General features: G+C 69.0%; 19 protein-coding genes. 15 read left to right on the plus strand and 4 right to left on the minus strand.

What is annotated here, in order from left to right:
• From WS75_RS02655 to WS75_RS02670, 4 genes are read left to right on the plus strand one after another with little or no spacing between them, the layout of a single operon-like run.
• Positions 1–1,953: a lytic transglycosylase domain-containing protein gene (locus tag WS75_RS02655; protein WP_059679032.1), complete on the plus strand. Its 1,953-nt coding sequence runs from the start codon at positions 1–3 to the stop codon at positions 1,951–1,953.
• A gap of 57 nt (positions 1,954–2,010) precedes the next feature.
• Positions 2,011–2,970: a complex I NDUFA9 subunit family protein gene (locus tag WS75_RS02660; RefSeq protein ID WP_059679033.1), complete on the plus strand. Its 960-nt coding sequence runs from the start codon at positions 2,011–2,013 to the stop codon at positions 2,968–2,970.
• 54 nt (positions 2,971–3,024) lie between these two features.
• A complete protein-coding gene (locus WS75_RS02665; RefSeq protein WP_059679034.1) occupies positions 3,025–3,672 on the plus strand; it encodes a glutathione S-transferase family protein in 648 nt (215 codons plus the stop codon).
• Positions 3,669–4,910 (plus strand): multifunctional CCA addition/repair protein, encoded by a 1,242-nt coding sequence (locus tag WS75_RS02670; protein ID WP_059679035.1) that lies wholly within the window; start codon positions 3,669–3,671, stop codon positions 4,908–4,910. Before WS75_RS02665 ends, WS75_RS02670 begins: the two co-directional genes overlap by 4 nt.
• Positions 4,911–4,955: 45 nt before the next feature.
• On the opposite strand, the gene WS75_RS02675 is transcribed toward WS75_RS02670, so the two are convergent.
• Complete coding sequence (locus WS75_RS02675; RefSeq protein ID WP_059679036.1) at positions 4,956–5,774, minus strand: helix-turn-helix domain-containing protein; 819 nt, start codon at positions 5,772–5,774, stop codon at positions 4,956–4,958.
• Positions 5,775–6,228: 454 nt separating this feature from the next.
• Here WS75_RS02675 and WS75_RS02685 point away from each other — a divergent pair, with 454 nt between their 5' ends.
• Entirely contained in the window at positions 6,229–8,079 is a 1,851-nt protein-coding gene (locus WS75_RS02685; protein ID WP_059679038.1) for a M24 family metallopeptidase, read from the plus strand.
• Positions 8,080–8,202: 123 nt separating this feature from the next.
• On the opposite strand, the gene WS75_RS02690 is transcribed toward WS75_RS02685, so the two are convergent.
• The 3 genes from WS75_RS02690 to flgA all read right to left on the minus strand — a co-directional run bounded on the left by WS75_RS02690 (position 8,203) and on the right by flgA (position 10,391).
• On the minus strand, positions 8,203–8,643 hold the full coding sequence (locus WS75_RS02690) for a flagella synthesis protein FlgN (RefSeq protein WP_059679039.1): 441 nt from the start codon (positions 8,641–8,643) through the stop codon (positions 8,203–8,205).
• 85 nt (positions 8,644–8,728) lie between these two features.
• Positions 8,729–9,061, minus strand: a complete 333-nt coding sequence (flgM, locus tag WS75_RS02695; RefSeq protein ID WP_059679040.1) for a flagellar biosynthesis anti-sigma factor FlgM — start codon at positions 9,059–9,061, stop codon at positions 8,729–8,731.
• Between the two features lie 118 nt (positions 9,062–9,179).
• Complete coding sequence (gene flgA / locus WS75_RS02700) at positions 9,180–10,391, minus strand: flagellar basal body P-ring formation chaperone FlgA (protein ID WP_059679041.1); 1,212 nt, start codon at positions 10,389–10,391, stop codon at positions 9,180–9,182.
• Between the two features lie 206 nt (positions 10,392–10,597).
• On the opposite strand from flgA, the gene flgB reads away from it, so the two are divergent.
• The 10 genes from flgB (at position 10,598) to WS75_RS02750 (ending at position 19,131) form a co-directional block, all read left to right on the plus strand.
• Entirely contained in the window at positions 10,598–11,086 is a 489-nt protein-coding gene (gene flgB, locus WS75_RS02705) for a flagellar basal body rod protein FlgB (RefSeq protein WP_059448497.1), read from the plus strand.
• A gap of 38 nt (positions 11,087–11,124) precedes the next feature.
• Positions 11,125–11,550: a flagellar basal body rod protein FlgC gene (flgC, locus tag WS75_RS02710; RefSeq protein WP_059448498.1), complete on the plus strand. Its 426-nt coding sequence runs from the start codon at positions 11,125–11,127 to the stop codon at positions 11,548–11,550.
• A 67-nt stretch (positions 11,551–11,617) separates the two neighbouring features.
• Positions 11,618–12,364 carry a flagellar hook assembly protein FlgD gene (gene flgD, locus WS75_RS02715; protein WP_059679042.1) on the plus strand — a complete coding sequence of 249 codons (747 nt, stop codon included), beginning with the start codon at positions 11,618–11,620 and terminating at the stop codon, positions 12,362–12,364.
• A 28-nt stretch (positions 12,365–12,392) separates the two neighbouring features.
• On the plus strand, positions 12,393–13,634 hold the full coding sequence (gene flgE, locus WS75_RS02720) for a flagellar hook protein FlgE (RefSeq protein ID WP_059679043.1): 1,242 nt from the start codon (positions 12,393–12,395) through the stop codon (positions 13,632–13,634).
• A gap of 20 nt (positions 13,635–13,654) precedes the next feature.
• Positions 13,655–14,413, plus strand: coding sequence for a flagellar basal-body rod protein FlgF (gene flgF / locus WS75_RS02725; RefSeq protein WP_059679044.1), 759 nt, complete (start codon positions 13,655–13,657; stop codon positions 14,411–14,413).
• 35 nt (positions 14,414–14,448) lie between these two features.
• Positions 14,449–15,237, plus strand: a complete 789-nt coding sequence (gene flgG, locus WS75_RS02730; RefSeq protein WP_014895799.1) for a flagellar basal-body rod protein FlgG — start codon at positions 14,449–14,451, stop codon at positions 15,235–15,237.
• Between the two features lie 21 nt (positions 15,238–15,258).
• A complete protein-coding gene (flgH, locus tag WS75_RS02735; protein ID WP_059679045.1) occupies positions 15,259–15,948 on the plus strand; it encodes a flagellar basal body L-ring protein FlgH in 690 nt (229 codons plus the stop codon).
• Between the two features lie 5 nt (positions 15,949–15,953).
• Positions 15,954–17,141 (plus strand): flagellar basal body P-ring protein FlgI, encoded by a 1,188-nt coding sequence (locus WS75_RS02740; RefSeq protein WP_059679068.1) that lies wholly within the window; start codon positions 15,954–15,956, stop codon positions 17,139–17,141.
• Positions 17,142–18,140 carry a flagellar assembly peptidoglycan hydrolase FlgJ gene (gene flgJ / locus WS75_RS02745; protein WP_059679046.1) on the plus strand — a complete coding sequence of 333 codons (999 nt, stop codon included), beginning with the start codon at positions 17,142–17,144 and terminating at the stop codon, positions 18,138–18,140.
• A 235-nt stretch (positions 18,141–18,375) separates the two neighbouring features.
• Entirely contained in the window at positions 18,376–19,131 is a 756-nt protein-coding gene (locus WS75_RS02750; protein WP_059679047.1) for a flagellar brake protein, read from the plus strand.
• Positions 19,132–19,251 lie beyond the last annotated feature (120 nt).

Here is a 19,251-nt window from a genome sequence, read left to right on the forward strand (position 1 = left end):
ATGTCGAACAGCCTTTTCCGAGTATATCGCGCGGTCGCGTTCGCGCTTTCGGCCGCCGCGCTCGTCGCGGGCACGGCCGCCTGTGCCGCACCGAACGACGACACGCTCGCCGGGGACGATCAGATCTTCGTGCAGCTGCGCGAAGCCGCGCGCCGCAACGACGCCGCGAAGGCCGCGCAGCTCGCGGCGATGATTCCGAACTATCCGGTCCCGTCCTACGTCGAGTATTTCCAGATCAAGCCGCAACTGTTCGATTCGACGGGCCGCGCACGTGTCGACGCCCCCGACGCCCCCGTGCAGTCGTTCCTGCAGCGCTACGACGGCCAGGCAATCGCCGACCGCCTGCGCAACGACTACCTGCTCGTGCTCGGCGCGCGCCACGACTGGCGCAGCTTCGACGACCAGTACAAGCGCTTCGTGCTCGACGACGACACGCAGGTCAAGTGCTACGCGCTCGAATCGCGCGCGGCGCGCGGCGAGAACGTCGCCGAGGCGGCGCGCGCGCTGCTCGTCGAGCCGAAATACTACGGCGACGCCTGTGTCGACCTGATTACGGCGCTCACCGTCAACCAGCAGTTCACGAGCGACGACGTGTGGCAGCAGGCACGCCTCGCGTACGAGCAGAACTACACGACACTCGGCGGGAAGATCGTCGACGCGCTCGGCCCGCGGCCGGTCGGCTTCGACCAGGCCACCAGCGCGCCGCCGCTGTACCTCGCGCGCGGCGTCGGCCCCGACGCTGCATCGCACCAGCTCGCGCTGATCGCGCTCGGCCGCATGGCGCGCAACGATCCGGACGCCGCGGCGGGAATGCTGACGTCGATCGCCGGCTCGCTGACGAAGCAGGAACAGGCGATCGCATGGGGCGCGATCGGCTACCAGGGGGCGATCAAGCGCTCGGCGCTCGCGTCGGTCTGGTATGCGAAATCCGCGAACGCGCCGCTGTCGAACCCGGGTTACGAATGGCGCACGCGCGCCGCGTTGCTCGCCGGCAACTGGCCGATGGTGCGCTGGTCGATCGAACAGATGCCGCCGTCGCTGCGCAGCGATCCGGCGTGGATCTACTGGCATGCACGCGCGCTCAAGCAGAGCGGCGACACGCTGCAGGCGAACCAGGAATTCGAGCAGGTCGCGGGCCAGTTCAACTTCTACGGACAGCTCGCCGGCGAGGAGCTCGGCCAGCGCACGTCGATCCCGCCGCGCACGAAGGTGAGCGACGCCGACGTCGACGCGATGAGCAAGATCCCGGGCTTCGCGCTCGCGCAACGCTTCTATGGGCTGAACCTGCGCCTCGAAGGCAACCGCGAATGGAACTGGCCGCTGCGCGGGATGACCGATCGCCAGCTGCTCGCGGCCGCCGAATACGGCAAGCGCATCGACCTGCTCGACCGCACGGTCAACACGGCCGACCGCACGAAGGCCGAGCACGATTTCACGCTGCGCTACCCGTCGCCGTACCGCGACATCGTCGAGCGCTACGCGCAGTCGAGCGGCCTCGACATCGAATGGGCATACGGGCTGATCCGCCAGGAATCGCGCTTCATCACGAACGCGCGTTCGTCGGTCGGCGCGGGCGGGCTGATGCAGCTGATGCCGGCCACCGCGCAGCTCGTCGCGAAGAAGCTCGGGATGGGCACGATCACGCGTGCGCAGATGCATGACATCGATACGAACATCCAGCTCGGCACCTGGTACCTGTCGGACATCTACAACAACTTCGACAGCTCGCCGGTGCTGGCGACGGCCGGCTACAACGCGGGCCCGGGCCGGCCGCGCCAGTGGCGCCAGGTGTTGACGCAGCCGGTCGAAGGCGCGATCTTCGCGGAGACGATTCCATTCAACGAGACGCGCGAGTACGTGAAGAACGTGCTGTCGAATACCGTCTACTACGCGGCGCTCTTCGAGGGCAAACCGCAGTCGTTGAAGAAACGCCTAGGCATGATCTCGCCCTGATCCGCCATCTTCACACTGCCGCGCGAGACGCGGCAGTGTGCTTTTGAGGACACCATCATGGATCGTCAGACCGTCGCGCTGCTGGGTGGCACCGGCTTCATCGGCAGCCGGCTCGTCAATGCGCTGATCGACGCCGGCAAGCAGGTGCGGATCGGCACGCGGCGGCGCGAGCATGCTCGCCATCTGCAGATGCTGCCGGTCGAGATCGTCGAGCTCGGCGATCTCGATACGCGCACGCTCGCGCGGTTCGTTGCCGGCGCGCATGCGGCCGTCAACCTCGTCGGCGTGCTGCACGGCGGCCGCGGCACGCCGTACGGGCCCGGGTTCGAGCGCGCGCACGTCGCGCTGCCGGCCACGCTGGCCGCCGCGTGCGTCGAAGTCGGCGTGCGGCGCGTGCTGCACATGAGCGCGCTCGGCGCCGATTCGCACGGCCCGAGCATGTACCAGCGCTCGAAGGGCGACGGCGAGGCCGCGCTGCATGCGGTCGCGGCGACCGATTCGCTCGCGCTGACGATCTTCCGCCCGTCGGTCGTGTTCGGCCCCGGCGACGCGTTCCTGAACACGTTCGCGAACCTGCAGCGCACGCTGCCGGTGCTGCCGCTCGCGATGCCCGACGCGCGCTTCCAGCCGGTGTTCGTCGGCGACGTCGTGCGCGCGTTCGTCAACACGCTCGATCTCGCGGCCGCGCACGGCAAGACCTACGAACTCGGCGGCCCCACCGTCTACACGCTCGAGGAACTCGTGCGCTATTGCGGCACGCTGGTCGGCCGTCAGGCGCGCATCGTGCGCCTGCCCGACGCGCTCGCGCGGCTGCAGGCGAGCGTGTTCGAATGCCTGCCCGGTGAGCCGGTGATCACGCGCGACAATCTCGCGTCGATGTCGGTGCCGAACGTGCTGTCCGGGCCGCTCGCGCCCGAACTCGGGATCGCGCCCGCGAGTCTCGAGAGCATCGCGCCCGCGTATCTCGGCCACGCCGCGCGGCGCTCCCGCTTCGACTGGTTCCGCTCGCGCCGCTAGGCGTCGCGGGCCGTCGCTTCCGCCATTCACTTTCGCGCCTTTCGGAACCCCCTCATGAAACTCATCATTGGAGACAAGAATTACTCGTCGTGGTCGATGCGGCCATGGCTGCTGCTCGCGCATTTCGGCATCCCGTTCGACGAGATCGCCATCGAGCTGCACCGCGACGACACGGCCGCGCGCATCCGCGAGTATTCGCCGACCGGCAAGGTGCCGTGCCTGATCGACGACCACGGCGTCGCGATCTGGGATTCGCTCGCGATCGCCGAGACGCTCGCCGAGCGCTATCCGCAGTTCCCGATGTGGCCGGCCGATCCGCTCGATCGCGTGCATGCGCGCTGCATCTCGGCCGAGATGCACTCGGGCTTCGCCGCGCTGCGCACGCAGATGGGGATGAACGTGCGCGCGTCGATGCCGGGGCGCGGCGCGACGCCCGATGCGCTCGCCGACGTCGCGCGCATCGACGCGCTGTGGAGCGCCTGCATCGAGGCATCGGGCGGACCGTTCCTGTTCGGTGAATTCGGGATTGCCGATGCGATGTATGCGCCCGTCGTGATGCGTTTCAACACATATGCACCGGAGTTGTCGCCGGAGGCGGCCGGGTATGCCGCGCGCGTGACGGCGCTGCCGGCGGTGCAGCGCTGGATCGATGCCGCACGCCGCGAGACCCACGTGATCGCCGAATACGAACCGACGCCATGAACATCTACGCAGTAGGCGGAGCGATCCGCGACGAATTGCTCGGCGTGCCGGTGCAGGACCGCGACTACGTGGTGGTGGGCGCGACGCCCGAGCAGATGGCCGCGCAGGGCTTCCGGCCGGTCGGCAAGGATTTCCCCGTGTTTCTGCATCCGGATACGCAGGAGGAATACGCGCTCGCGCGCACCGAACGCAAGACGGCGGCCGGCTATCACGGCTTCCAGTTCTACTACGCGCCGGACGTGACGCTCGAGGAGGACCTCGCGCGGCGCGACCTGACGATCAACGCGATGGCGCGTGAAGTGAGCCCCGAGGGCGAGCTGGTCGGCCCGGTGATCGATCCGTTCGACGGACAGGCCGACCTGCGTGCACGCGTGTTCCGGCACGTTGGCGACGCGTTCGTCGAGGATCCGGTGCGGATCCTGCGGATCGCGCGCTTTGCCGCGCGCTTCGCGGATTTCACGGTCGCGGACGATACGCTCGCGCTGATGCGGCGGATGGTCGACGCGGGCGAAGCGGACGCGCTGGTGCCCGAGCGCGTGTGGCAGGAGATCGCGCGCGGGCTGATGGAGGCGAAGCCGTCGCGGATGTTCGCGGTGCTGCGCGAATGCGGCGCGCTCGCGCGCATCCTGCCCGAGGTCGACGCGCTGTGGGGCGTGCCGCAGCGCGCGGACTACCACCCGGAAGTCGACACGGGCGTGCACGTGATGATGGTCGTCGACTACGCAGCGAAGCAGGGTTACTCGCTGCCGGTGCGCTTCGCGGCGCTCACGCATGATCTTGGCAAGGCGACGACGCCCGCCGACGTGCTGCCGCGCCATGTCGGCCACGAAGGCCGCAGCGTCGATCTCATCAAGCCGTTGTGCGAGCGGCTGCGCGTGCCGAACGAGTGCCGCGATCTCGCGCTGGTGGTCGCGCGCGAGCACGGCAACCTGCATCGCGTGATGGAAATGGGCGCAGCCGCGCTGGTGCGGCTCTTCGAGCGCAGCGACGCGCTGCGCAAGCCCGCGCGCTTCGCCGAGATGCTGCAGGCGTGCGAATCGGATGCGCGCGGCCGGCTCGGGCTCGACACGCAGCCGTATCCGCAGGCCGAGCGGTTGCGCGTGGCGCTGGTGGCGGCGCGCAGCGTCGACGCGGGCGCGATCGCGCGCGGCCTCGCCAACGATGCGATGCAGATCAAGGACGCCGTGCATCGCGCGCGCATCGAGGCCGTCAAGCAGGCACTGGCGATCGGGGAATAGTGCGCAAGCGCCGGGTGGCGTGGCGCGCCGCCCGGCCGCCTGCCGTCATTGCTTCGTGCGGGCGGTGGCGCGGCGGGCCGGGGTGGCGGCAGCCGGACGTTTGCCGGCGGCCGCGCGCGGCTTCCCGGCCGCGGGCTTGGCCGCCGCGCGGGCCGGCGTGTCGACGGGCGCGGCCGCGTTCGAATCCGCGTCGCGCTCGCGCTTCGGTGCGGGTTTGCGGCGGCTCACGCGCGGTTCGCCCGGCGCCGCGCCGGCATCGCGTGCGAGCAGTCTGATCTTCATCGCCTCGGATCCCAGCTCGGCGCCGTTGTCGTCGAAGAGCGGCAGCGTGCCGACTGCGATCATTTCGGCGGGCCCGTCGCCAACGTTCGCGACGCGGTGGCGCTTCCTCGCGTCGAAGTGCAGCGAGTCGCCGGCAGACAGCGGGTAATCCTTCTTGCCGATCGTGTAGCAAAGCCGGCCGGTCAGCACGTACACGAACTCGTCGCCGCCATGCGCGACCCATTCCGAACGGTAGCCCTCCATCACCCGGACCTTGAGCGCGTTGATCTGACTGCCGTCGAAGGTGGTGGACAGCCGCTCGTACCACTGCGACGCGGCATCGACCGCATACGGTTCGCGGTGTCCCGCGTGCGAGTCGGGCTGCGCCTGGCGCGGCTGGTCGATCAGCGTGCCGAGCGGCACGTTCAGCGCCTTCGCGACGTTGACGAGCGACGACAGCGAGATGCCGGTGAGGTGGCGCTCGACCTGCGACAGGAACCCGACCGACAGGTTCGCTTCGGTCGCGACTTCCAGCAGCGTCTTCTTCGCTTCCCGGCGCAGGCGGCGAATGCGCTGGCCGATACGCATGATGTCTGAATCCATGAATCTCTTTCGTGGCAACGAGTCGCAAGGCGAGCGGAGGGGCGGTGCCGTCGCCGGGATGCGGCTTTCCGCGAATCGCACGAAGCACGGCCGTCGGGACGACGATGCCGGCGCATTGTACCGCGCACGCCGGCGCCCGGACGCCAGGACGCTCCGCGCCCCGCGCCAGGCAGGGCCACGTGGGGCCGCGCCGGCGTCGCGCGCGGTCCCGGCAATTTTAGCCCTACGAAAATTTTGGCTTGACCTCGATTTCGGCGTGCTCTAGATTCTGTCGCTCGCATCAAACAAAGTTAAGTGAGACAAAAATTTCCCCGAAAATTCGTCGATGGAACGACACCGCGGCGCGGCTGCCTGCCGGGCCGCGCTTCGTCCCCGCACGGGCGGCGTGCCGCGCCAGGCATGCGCCGGCGCGTGACGCCGCCGGCCGCCGACAACAATCAATAACGGGTATCCGATGATCGATCGACTGAAATACAGCTTCTCCGGCCTTCCCTCGTACGACGCGTCCGTCGCCGACACGCAGGCCGGCCTGTCGCGACTGCTCGACGCCGCCCGGCTCGACGCGGTCGTGGTTACGTCGCAGGACGAGTACATCACCGAATACCTGCCGCGCCGCAACAACCCGCGCTACGCGCTGTCGGGCTTCGACGGCTCGGCCGGCTGCGGGATTTTCCTGAGCGCGGCGACCGCGCAGGCGCTCGGCGTGCCGCCGTTCGTGCTGTTCGTCGACGGCCGCTATCACCTGCAGGCCGAACAGCAGTGCGACCCGGCGCGCGTGCGCATCGAAAAGCTCGGGATGAACGTGACGATCTGGCAGGCGCTGGCCGACTGGCTGCTCGCGCACGCGAGCCGGCTCGCGCGGGTCGGCTACGACGCGCTGCGGATCAGCGTCGCGCAGCGCGACCGGCTGGTCGAGCGCACGCAGGCGGCGTCGCTCGACTGGACGAGCCTCGTCGAGCGCGAAATCGACCGCGCGATCGCGCTGCCGGGCTGGGTGGTCGAGCGGCCGATCTTCGAACTGCCGGACGCGATGACCGGCGCGAGCGTCGCGCACAACGTCGACGCGCTGAACCGGCGGCTCGCCGCGTACACCGGCGCGGCGCCCGGCAAGACCGCGTTCTTCACATGCGCGTCCGACGATCTCGCTTACCTGCTGAACAGCCGCGGCTATCACATCCCGAATGCATCGTCGCACCTGGGCTTCCTGTTCGCGGTCGGCGAGCAGGTCGCGCTGTTCCTGCCGGAAGGCTGCGACCGATGCCCGGTCGAACTGGCGTCGTATCCGGCGCTGCATGTGATCCGGCGCGACTTCGCCGAACTCGAGCGCTTCCTCGCGCAATTCGCGGTCGACCACGTGTGCTACGGGTTCGAATCCGTCAACTGCGCGCTCGTCGAGTCGGTGCGCCGCGTGTGGCCGCACGCGCGCCACGCCGATTTCAACCCGGTGGAGGCGCTGCGGGCCGGCAAGACGCCGGCGGTGCTCGACCGGTTCCGCGACGCGTTCGCGCGCAGTTCGGCGGCGATCGCCGAAACGATGCGCTGGGCGAAGGCCGGCGAGCCGGGGCGGCGCCATACCGAGTACGACCTGGCCCGCACGATCAACGACGCGTACGGCGCCCGCTCGGCGGTCGCGCTGACGTTCCCGTCGATCGCGGCGAACGGCGCGAACAGCGCATTCGCGCACTACACGGCGGCGAGCGCCGACGTCGAGCTGACGGAGGGCGAGCTCGTGCTGCTCGACAGCGGCGCTTACTACGACGCCGGTTTCGCGACGGACTGCACGCGCGTCGTGCTGCGTCGCACGCAGCCGGAGACGGTCGCGCAGCCGTGGCAGCGCGAGATCTACACGGTCGCGCTGAAGGCGTGCATCAAGGGGCTCGTCACGCGCTTCCCGAAGACGGCGACGGGCGGCGACGTCGATGCGGCGGTGCGCCAGGTGTGCCGCGACCACGGCTACGATTTCGGCCACGGCACCGGGCACGGCGTCGGGATCCACGTGCACGAGGGCGGCGTGCGGTTCGCGCCGGGCGCGCAGTACGGGCTGGTGCCGAACGCGGTGATTTCGGTCGAGCCGGGCATCTACCTGCCGGGCAAGGGCGGCGTGCGGATCGAGAACATCGTGATCGTGCGCGCGGACGACGAAGCATCGGACACCGTGGCGTTCGAGAACATCGTCACGGTCGGCTACGACTGGGACCTGATCGACGTCGATCTGCTGAACGACGACGAGCGCGCGTACCTGCGCGACTACGAACGGCTTTGCGTGGAACGCGGCACGCAGGTCACTGCGTGTCCGCTGCTTTAAGGCGGGGAAGGCGCGCGCGGCCGCGGCAGGGCCGCGCGATGCGCAGCCGGCGCGTCGGTGCGCCGGCGTGAGCGGTACGTCAGTGGGATCGGGGCAGTCGGTGCAATCAGTGCAGTCGGTGCATCAACGCACCAGCGCCGACACGCGCCCGTCCGGGCCATAGACCCCGGCCGGCGCGGGCGCCGAGCGCAGCACCGCGAGCGCGCGCTCGTTGTAGTCCATCCGGATCCGGATCAGCATCCCGTTGGTCGCATTGGCCTGACGCGCGCGTTCGGCGGCCTGCAGCAGCAACTGCCAGCGGCCGGCGAGGCGGGCATCGCGCTCGGCGGCCTGGTCCATCCCTTTCTTGCCGGCCGGAAATCCGAGCGCGGACAGCTGCGTGTCGCGCGTGCGCTCGAGCTGCGCAAGCCGGTCGATCAGCGCGCTTTTCTTCTCGACGATGCCGGGCAGCATTTCAAGCGGCTCCGGCGTCGTCAGTGCCTTTTCCTCGTAGGCGAGCAGGGACGCGAACGCTTCGACCGTCGCGTGTTCGTCGTTGACCGTGGCCAGCAGCTCTTCTCTCATCGCGTCATGCTCGTCGCGCCGGCACGCGTGTCCGCATGCCGGCAATCCAGGGGACCGGTCAGGGCGTGACGGGCCCCGGACCGGCTCAGTTGCCCTGCGGGCGCTGCTTTTGTAGCAGGTCGCGGGCGGTATTCAGTACGCCGTCGGCGATCTTGTTCACGTCGATCGTCAACGTGCCGTTGCTCAGTGCGTCCTTGATCGACTGGACGAGGGCCGTGTCGATGTCGGCGCTGCCGGAGGCCGACAGCGAACGCAGCTGGCCGGACAGGCCCGACAGGTTCACGGTCGTGTCGCCGCCGGTCGATCCTGCGTCGGCCGCCTGCGCGGACGACGACGAAGCCGCGCCGGATTGCGCGCGGGTCGCGCCGTTGCCGGTCGACGCGAGGGGGCTCGGGTTCGGAGTGGAATCGATTTTCACGATGGGTTTCCTGTACGGTATGACCCAGATAACGGCCGGGTCGGCCCGAACTTTAGCATCGTGAGCCCGAAATCCTCCGAATAAACAATTCTTTACAATCTTGCGGCGCGATCCGCCCCTATAGCGGAATTTCCACGGTCCCGGCGTCCTTGACGATCGCCGTGACGATCTGGCCCGCCGCCATCCTGACCCGCACCGACTGGCCCGGCGCCGCATTCGCGAGCGCGCTGCCATCGGCCGAGATCGTGAAACCGGGTCCGGCCGCGACGACACGCACCGTCTGGCCGGCCGACACCGACGCGGCACTCTTCAGCATGTCCTGGCGCAACGGCAGCCCGGCCGAGATCCGGGCCAGCGCGGTCGCGCCGACCGCCTGCGCGGGATCGGTGATCACCGCCAGCGGCAGCACCGTGAGGTCGCCGTCGCGCGCGACGAGGTCGGCCACGGTGAGCGGCTCGCCGGGCGCGATCTGCCGCGCGGCGACGTAATAGGTGGCCTGCACGGCGACCTTCGCCTGCAGATAGACGGTCCACGGCCGCTCGCCGGCGCAGCGCACGCCGACCGTCGTGCGGCCCCACAGGCGCGCACCGGTCGGCAGGAACGGCTCGAGCGTCGTGCACGCAGCGAGCCCGCGCGGAAACGCGGCCGCGACGGTCGCGGTGGTCTTGCCCGGCAGGCCCGCGACCTGCTGCTGCAGGAACGCGAGGGCCGTGCGCCGGATCGAGTCGGGGTCCTGCTGGCCGGGCGGTGTGGCCGGCTGGGACGCGGTGGTGGCCTGGGCCGGGTTCGCGGCAGCGCCCGGCGCGCGCGGGGCCGGCGCGGCTGAAGCGGCCCGGGCCGCCGCCATGCGCGCGGCGAAGGCCGCTCGCGCGGGATTCGATGCGGGTTCGGCCGTGCCGGCGACGACGGTCGCGACGGCACCCGGATCGGCGGCGCGCCGCGCGTCATAGCCGGCGTTCGTGCGCGCGGCGGCATAGGCGGGGCGCGGCGCGGGAGCCGGCACGGCGGCCGGCGGCGGGACGCTCGTCACGACCATCGCGCCGGCCGGCTGCGCCGCATAGCCGGCCGAGGCCGCGCCGGTCACGCCGGCGCCACCCGCCATCGCCATGCCGGTACCCGAAGCCGTGCCCGCATTCCCGCCGAACTGCCCGCCGCTCGCCGCGTTCGCATGCGCGAGCGCGGTCTCGGCCGTCTCGCCGCGTCCGGGAATCACGATCATCCCGTCGTCCGCGTGTGCAAGCGGCACCGCGAACCACAGCGCCGCGGCGAGCGCGAACGCACGCGCCATGCGTGTGCCGCGTCGGTCGTTTCCGCGAAGTGCGCCTGTCATCGCCGTGTCCTCGAAGCCGTTGATCCGATTCGCATTCTAGGGAGCCGGGCCGTCGCGCAAACGATGAATAGAGGGGGCCTTTGCCGCGTTATTCGTCCGATTGCCGGTTGCGCCCGACGCCTACCATCGCTGTCATGGAAAAAAGCCCCTTGGGTCGCCATCCGGCGCAAGGGGGCGTGCAGCGCTTCATACGGAGAGACGCACACATGCTGGACAAACTCGATGCCGAATTCGCGTTCGGCCGACAGGCGCTCGACGTGCGCGCCTATCGGCAGGAACTGCTGTCGTCGAACATCGCGAACGCCGACACGCCCGGCTACCAGGCCCGCGACGTCGATTTCGCGTCGACCCTTGCGCGTTCGCTGAAGCAGACCGGCGGCGGCCTCGCGCCGAGCAACGCCGCGCAGCTGCCGATGGCGCAGCCGGCCGGCGTGACGAGCGGGATGACGATGGTGTCGACGGCGCCGGGCCACATGGCCGGCACCGCGAAGCTGATTCCGACGGGCGGCCCGGCCGACGACTACGGTCGCGCGCAGTACCGGATGCCGCTGCAGCCGTCGCTCGACGGCAACACGGTCGATCTCGACGTCGAGCGCGTGCAGTTCGCGAACAACGCGCTGCACTACGAAACCGGGATGACCGTGATGACCCAGCAGATCAAGGCGATGATCGCCGCGATCTCGACGAACTCATAAGCGCGCGCCGCTTCCGTATCCGAGCACAAGGAGCCCTCATGCCCTCGTTGATGAACATCTTCGGCGTCGCCGGTTCGGCGCTGTCCGCGCAATCGCAGCGCCTGAACGTCACCGCGTCGAACCTCGCGAACGCCGACAGCGCGACCGGCCCCGACGGCAAGCCGTACAAGGCAAAGCAGGTCGTGTTCGCGACCGACCCGATCGGCGGCGCGCGCACCGCGTCCGGCCAGGGCGTCGGCGGCGTGCGCGTGACCAAGGTGGTCGACGATCCGTCGCCGATGAAGTCGACCTACGACCCGGCGAACCCGGCCGCCGACGCGAACGGCTACGTGCAGATGCCGAACGTCGATCCGGTGCAGGAGATGGTGAACATGATCTCGGCGTCGCGCTCGTACCAGGCCAACGTCGAGACGCTGAACACCGCGAAGACGCTGATGCTCAAGACGCTGACGATCGGCACGTAAGCCGCGCGCAGCGCGTGTTTCCGCATCGAGACCCAGACCCGACAGTTCCGAAACAAGGCCACCCAGGATGACTTCCTCCAGCACGACGATCGGCGGCAACGGCACCAACGTGTCGACCCTGCCGACCGACACGATGAACACCAACAACGTGTCGACGACCGGCACGTCGGCGAGCGACCTGCAGGCGACGTTCCTGAAGCTGCTCGTCACGCAGCTGCAGAACCAGGATCCGACGAGCCCGGTCGACAGCTCGCAGATGACGTCGCAGCTCGCGCAGATCAACACGGTGAGCGGCATCGCGCAGCTGAACACGTCGCTCACGTCGCTGTCGACGCAGCTCGCGGCCGGGCAGCAGACGCAGGCCGCGCTGCTGATCGGCACGAACGTGCTCGCGCCGGGCAACAGCGTCGCGGTGAAGAGCGGCGCGGCGTCGCCGTTCGGCGTGTCGCTCACGAGCGACGTGTCGAACCTGACGATCACCGTGAAGAACAGCTCGGGCGTCGTCGTCAACACGATCGACGCGGGCAAGCAGTCGGCCGGCACGGTGCCGTTCAACTGGACGCCGACGGATGCGTCCGGCAACGCGCTGCCCGACGGCAACTACACCGTGAGCGCGCAGTACACGGGCTCCGACGGCAAGACGTATGCGCCGACCGTGCTCGCGGCCGCGCAGGTGCAGAGCGTGATCAAGCAGGCCGACGGCACGGCGGGGCTCGTGCTGTCGAACGGCACGACGGTGGGCTTGACCCAGGTCGCGTCGATCTTCCCGAACACCGCGTCGTCGTCGTCCGGCGGCACGACCACCACCAACTGATCCAGCTTTCTCGAAAACGGAGACCGAAATGGGTTATCAACAGGGTCTGAGCGGCCTCGCCGGCGCATCGAACGCGCTCGACGTGATCGGCAACAACATCGCGAACGCGAACACGGTCGGCTTCAAGTCGAGCACCGCGCAGTTCTCCGACATGTACGCGAACTCGGTCGCGACGTCGGTCAACACGCAGATCGGGATCGGTACGGCGCTCTCATCGGTGCAGCAGCAATTCGGCCAAGGCACGATCAACACGACGAACTCGTCGCTGGACGTCGCGATCAACGGCAACGGCTTCTTCCAGATGTCGAACAACGGCGTGACGACGTACTCGCGCGACGGCACGTTCCAGCGCGACAAGAACGGCTTCATCGTCGATTCGCAAGGCCGCAACCTGATGGGTTACGCGGCCAACATGGGCGGCGTGATCAACACCGCGCAGACCGTGCCGCTGCAGGCGCCGACCACCAACATCGCGCCGACCGCGACGACCAAGATCTCCGCCCAGCTCAACCTGAACTCGCAGGACACGGTGCCGGCCAAGACGCCGTTCAGCGCGACCGACACCACGACGTACAACTACTCGACGTCGATCCAGGTGTACGACTCGCTCGGTGGCTCGCAGGCGGTCAACATGTACTTCGTGAAGTCGGCGACCGGCACGTGGGAAGCCTACGCGGGCGTGCAGGGCGGCGCCACGACGGATCTCGGCACGGTCACGTTCGACTCGTCCGGCGCGATCCAGAGCACGACGACGGGCTCGCCGGCCGCACCGACCGCATCGCTCGGCCAGTTCCAGTTCTCCGTCCCGAACACCGACGGCTCGGCGTCGCCGCAGAGCCTCACGCTCGACCTGACCGGCACCACGCAGTACGGCGGCAAGGACGGCGTGAACAACCTCGCGCAGGATGGCTATGCGAGCGGCACGCTGACGACCTTCTCGATCGGCGCCGACGGCAAGCTGACCGGCAACTACTCGAACGGCCAGACGGCGGTGCTCGGCCAGATCGTGCTCGCGAACTTCAACAACCCGAACGGGCTCGTCAACCTCGGCGGCAACCAGTACGCCGAATCGTCCGCGTCGGGCGTGCCGCAGATTTCGTCGCCGGGCAGCACGAACCACGGTTCGCTGCAGGGCAGCGCGCTCGAGAATTCGAACGTCGACCTGACGTCGCAGCTCGTCAACCTGATCACCGCGCAGCGCAACTACCAGGCGAACGCGCAGACGATCAAGACGCAGCAGAGCGTCGACCAGACGCTCATCAACCTGTAATGCGCGGATAACCGGCAGCCATGGACCGACTGATCTACACGGCGATGACGGGCGCGTCGCAGTCGCTCGACCAGCAGGCGATCGTCGCGAACAACCTCGCGAACGCGTCGACGACGGGCTTTCGCGCGCAGCTCGCGACGTATCGCGCGGTGCCGATGAATTTCGGCGACGGCAGCAACATCGACCCGACGACGACGCGCACCTACGTGCTCGCGTCGACGCCCGGCGCGGATTACGCACCGGGCCCGATCACGCGCACCGGCAACCCGCTCGACGTCGCGGTGCAGGGCGCCGGCTGGCTGTCGGTGCAGACCGCCGACGGCAGCGAGGCGTACTCGCGCGCGGGCAACCTGCACGTCGACGAAAACGGCCAGCTCGTCAACGCGAGCAACCTGCCGGTGATCGGCAACGGCGGCCCGATCTCGGTGCCGCCGAACGCGGAAGTGACGATCGGCAAGGACGGCACGGTGTCCGCGCTGATGCCGGGCGACCCGCCGACGGCGGTCGCGATCGTCGACCAGATGAAGCTCGTGAACCCCGACCCTGCCACACTCACGCGCGGCAACGACGGGCTGTTCCGCACCGCCGACGGCAATCCGGCCGACGCCGACCCGAGCGTGGTCGTCACGCCGAATTCGCTCGAAGGCAGCAACGTGAACCCGGTGACCGCGATGGTCGCGATGATCGACAACGCACGGGCGTTCCAGCTGCAGTCGAAGCTGATCCAGACGGCCGACCAGAACGAGCAGTCGGCGAACCAGCTGCTCAACTTCAGCTGAGCGGCACGGCCCTCGCTACCAGGAGAAGATTCAACATGAACCGATCGCTCTACATCGCCGCCACCGGCATGAATGCGCAGCAGGCGCAGATGGACGTGATCTCGAACAACCTCGCGAACACCAGCACGAACGGCTTCAAGGCGTCGCGCGCGGTGTTCGAGGATCTGCTGTACCAGACCATCCGCCAGCCGGGCGCGAACTCGACGCAGCAAACCGAACTGCCGTCGGGCCTGCAGCTCGGCACCGGCGTGCAGCAGGTCGCGACCGAGCGCCTGTACACGCAGGGCGGCCTCACGCAGACCGGCAACTCGAAGGACGTCGCGATCAACGGCGCGGGCTTCTTCCAGGTGCTGATGCCGGACGGCACGAACGCATACACGCGCGACGGCTCGTTCCAGACCAACGCGCAAGGCCAGCTCGTCACGTCGAGCGGCTACCAGATCCTGCCGGCGATCACCGTGCCGCAGAACGCGCAGTCGCTGACGATCGGCAAGGACGGCGTCGTGTCGGTCACGCAGCCGGGCTCGAGCAACGCGGTGCAGATCGGCTCGCTGCAGATCGCGACCTTCATCAACCCGGCCGGCCTCGAGGCGAAGGGCGAGAACCTGTTCGCCGAGACCACGTCGTCGGGTGCGCCGAACGTGTCGCAGCCGGGCCTGAACGGCGCCGGCGTGCTCAACCAGGGCTATGTCGAGGCGTCGAACGTGAACGTCGTGCAGGAGCTCGTCAACATGATTCAGACGCAGCGCGCGTACGAGATCAACAGCAAGGCCGTGACGACGTCCGACCAGATGCTGCAGACCGTCACGCAGATGAAGAGCTAACCGGAAAGTCCCGTCGTCGCCATGAAGCAGGTTCGCCTCCTCCCGTCAGCCCCCGTCCGCGCCGCGTGCGCGGTCGCGGTGGCCGCGCTCGCCGGCTGCGCGCAGATTCCGCGCGACCCGATCATCCAGCAGCCGATGACGGCGCAGCCGCCGATGCCGATGTCGATGCAGGCGCCCGGCTCGATCTACAACCCGGGCTACGCGGGCCGGCCGCTGTTCGAGGATCAGCGGCCGCGCAACATCGGCGACATCCTGACGATCGTGATCGCGGAAAACATCAACGCGACCAAGTCGTCGGGCGCGAACACCAACCGGCAGGGCAACACCGACTTCAACGTGCCGACGGCCGGCTTCCTCGGCGGGTTGTTCGCGAAGGCGAACCTGTCGGCGGCCGGCGACAACAAGTTCGCGGCGACCGGCGGCGCCAGCGCGGCGAACACGTTCAACGGCACGATCACGGTGACCGTCACCAACGTGCTGCCGAACGGCAATCTCGTCGTCAGCGGCGAGAAGCAGATGCTGATCAACCAGGGCAACGAGTTCGTGCGCTTCTCCGGGGTCGTCAACCCGAACACGATCTCGGGCGCGAACTCGGTCTACTCGACGCAGGTGGCCGACGCGCGGATCGAATACTCGGCGAAGGGCTACATCAACGAAGCCGAGACGATGGGCTGGCTGCAGCGCTTCTTCCTCAACATCGCACCGTGGTGATGACGATGCAGCAGTCTCTTTTCCATCGCCTGTCGTCCCGTGTGTCGCCCGTGCCTGCCGTCGCGCGGCTCGCCGCCGCGCTCGTGCTGGCGGCATGCGCGCTCGGCGCCGCACCCGCGCATGCGGAGCGCCTGAAGGACCTCGCGCAGATCCAGGGCGTGCGCGACAACCCGCTGATCGGCTATGGCCTCGTCGTCGGTCTCGACGGCACGGGCGACCAGACGATGCAGACGCCGTTCACCACGCAGACGCTCGCGAACATGCTCGCGAACCTCGGCATCTCGATCAACAACGGCTCGGCGAACGGCGGCACGTCGTCGATGAACAACATGCAGCTGAAGAACGTCGCAGCCGTGATGGTGACCGCGACGCTGCCGCCGTTCGCGCGGCCGGGCGAGGCGCTCGACGTGACGGTCTCGTCGCTCGGCAACGCCAAGAGCCTGCGCGGCGGCACGCTGCTGCTCACGCCGCTGAAGGGCGCGGACGGCCAGGTGTACGCGCTCGCGCAGGGCAACATGGCGGTCGGCGGCGCGGGGGCGAGCGCGAACGGCAGCCGCGTGCAGGTGAACCAGCTCGCGGCCGGCCGGATCGTCGGCGGCGCGATCGTCGAGCGCGCGGTGCCGAACGCGATCGCGCAGATGAACGGCGTGCTGCAACTGCAACTGAACGACATGGACTACGGCACCGCGCAGCGCATCGTGTCCGCGGTCAATTCGAGCTTCGGCCCGGGCACCGCGACGGCGCTCGACGGCCGCACGATCCAGCTCGCCGCGCCGGCGGATTCCGCGCAGCAGGTCGCGTTCATGGCGCGCCTGCAGAACCTCGACGTGAGCCCGGACAAGGCCGCCGCGAAGGTGATCCTGAACGCGCGCACCGGCTCGATCGTGATGAACCAGATGGTCACGCTGCAAAGCTGCGCGGTCGCGCACGGCAACCTGTCGGTGGTCGTCAACACGCAGCCCGTGGTGTCGCAGCCGGGGCCGTTCTCGAACGGGCAGACGGTGGTCGCGCAGCAGTCGCAGATCCAGCTGAAGCAGGACAACGGCGCGCTGAAGATGGTGACGGCCGGCGCGAACCTCGCCGACGTCGTGAAGGCGCTGAACACGCTCGGCGCGACGCCGGCGGACCTGATGTCGATCCTGCAGGCGATGAAGGCGGCCGGCGCGTTGCGCGCCGATCTGGAGATCATCTAAATGGCAGCGAATCTTCCGAACGCGAACGACCTGACGCAGCGCTTCGCACTCGACGTGCAGGGCTTCGACGCGCTGCGCGCGCAGGCCAAGCAGTCGCCGCAGGCCGGCGCGAAGGCAGTCGCCGGCCAGTTCGACGCGATGTTCACGCAGATGATGCTCAAGAGCATGCGCGACGCGACGCCCGACGGCGGGCTGCTCGATTCGCACACGTCGAAGATGTACACGTCGATGCTCGACCAGCAGCTCGCGCAGCAGATGTCGAAGCGCGGGATCGGCGTGGCCGACGCGCTGATGAAGCAGCTGCTGCGCAACGCGGGGCAGGGCACGGGCGGCGACACGGCGGCCGACGCCGGCGCGGCCGGGCTCGGCGCGGTCGGCCTGGGTGCGGCCGGCTCGGGCACGTCGGGCAACGAAGGCAGCCTGGCCGCGATGAACGCGATGGCGAGGGCCTACGCGAACGCGGCGAACAACGGCGGGCTCGCCGGCGCGCGAGGCTACACGGCCGGCAGCGCGCTGACGCCGCCGCTGAAGGGCGCGAGCGGCGCGCAGGACGCCGACGCGTTCGTCGACCGGCTCGCCGGCCCGGCCCAGGCGGCGAGCGCGACCACCGGCATCCCGGCGCGCTTCATCGTCGGCCAGGCCGCGCTCGAATCGGGCTGGGGCAAGCGCGAGATCCGCGCGACCGACGGCTCGACGAGCTACAACGTGTTCGGCATCAAGGCGAACAAGGGCTGGACGGGCCGCACGGTGTCGGCGCTGACGACCGAATACGTGAACGGCACGCCGCGCCGCGTCGTCGCGAAGTTTCGCGCGTACGATTCGTACGAGCACGCGATGACCGATTATGCGAACCTGCTGAAGAACAACCCGCGCTACGCGGGCGTGCTGAGCGCGAGCCGCAGCGTCGAGGGCTTCGCGCACGGGTTGCAGAAGGCCGGCTACGCGACCGACCCGAACTACGCGAAGAAGCTGATATCGATCATGCAGCAGATCGGCTGACGGGGCAGGGGCCGCAACGGCCCCGCCTGCCGCCCGTTTCTTGCAGTCTTACGGACCGCGTCCGGCACCCAGCCGCGCGCGGTTTCAACGTTTGCGCGAAAAAAACCGGCATTTCGATCTAAACTTTCGGTGAGCACTGCCGCTAAGTGTGTGAGACCTGCAACCGGGCCATGTTCTGGCCCGGTTTTACTGCGCCCCGGTCGCCCGGGCGCCCATGAAAAGAAACCGGCTAGCCATGAATATCGAAACGTCGACCGATCCGAGCCTGGATGCGGGCCATTCCGGGCCTGACTACGCCCGCCGCAATCCGCTGGAGATCGGCGTGCAGCTGCGCAACCTCGTGAACCGAGGCGACTTTCTGACCGTCCAGTACCCGGGCGGCCAGCTCGTCACGCGCCTGCTCGAGGTCGACGTCGGCGCGCGCAGGTTCACGTTCGACTGGGGCGCGCTGTCCGAGCAGAACGCCGGCATCCTCGGCGCGTCGCATTGCACGTTCGCGGCGGCGCCCGAAGGCGTGCGCGTCGAATTCACCACGAACACGCCGCGCGAGACGCGCTACGAGGGGCTGCCCGCGTTCGTCGCCGATTTCCCCGACGTGCTGATGTGCATCCAGCGCCGCGAGTATTTCCGTGTCGATGCGCCGGTCGTCGATCCGTTCCTGTGTCGCGGCAAGCTGCCGGACGGCGAGCGCTTCGTGTTCGAGGTGCACAACCTGTCGCTCGGCGGCGTCGGCCTGCGCACGGCCGACGAGCGTGTCGAGGCGCTCGAGGTCGGCACGCTGCTGCCGGACGTCGAGCTCGAGCTGACCGGCCACGGCACGCTGTCGCTCGACCTGCGGCTCGTGTCGCAGCGTTCGACCCAGATGCCGAACGGTTCGCGACGCTTCCAGCTCGGTTTTCGCTTCATGTCGCTGCCGGGCAGCGCGGAGAACACGCTGCAGCGCCTGATCACGCAGCTCGAGATGAAGCGCCGCTCGCTCGCGCGGGCCTGACGCACGCCCCTCTCGCGGCCCCGCCCGGGGCCGCTTTCGCACCGGTGCCGGGCGCGGCCGCCGGGCCGTTCGACAGACGACGCGCACGCGCGCGTCGCATGCGCATTTTTCCCTCAATTT

The sequence above is a fragment of the Burkholderia sp. FL-7-2-10-S1-D7 genome, from assembly GCF_001524185.1.
Taxonomy (GTDB): domain Bacteria; phylum Pseudomonadota; class Gammaproteobacteria; order Burkholderiales; family Burkholderiaceae; genus Burkholderia; species Burkholderia diffusa.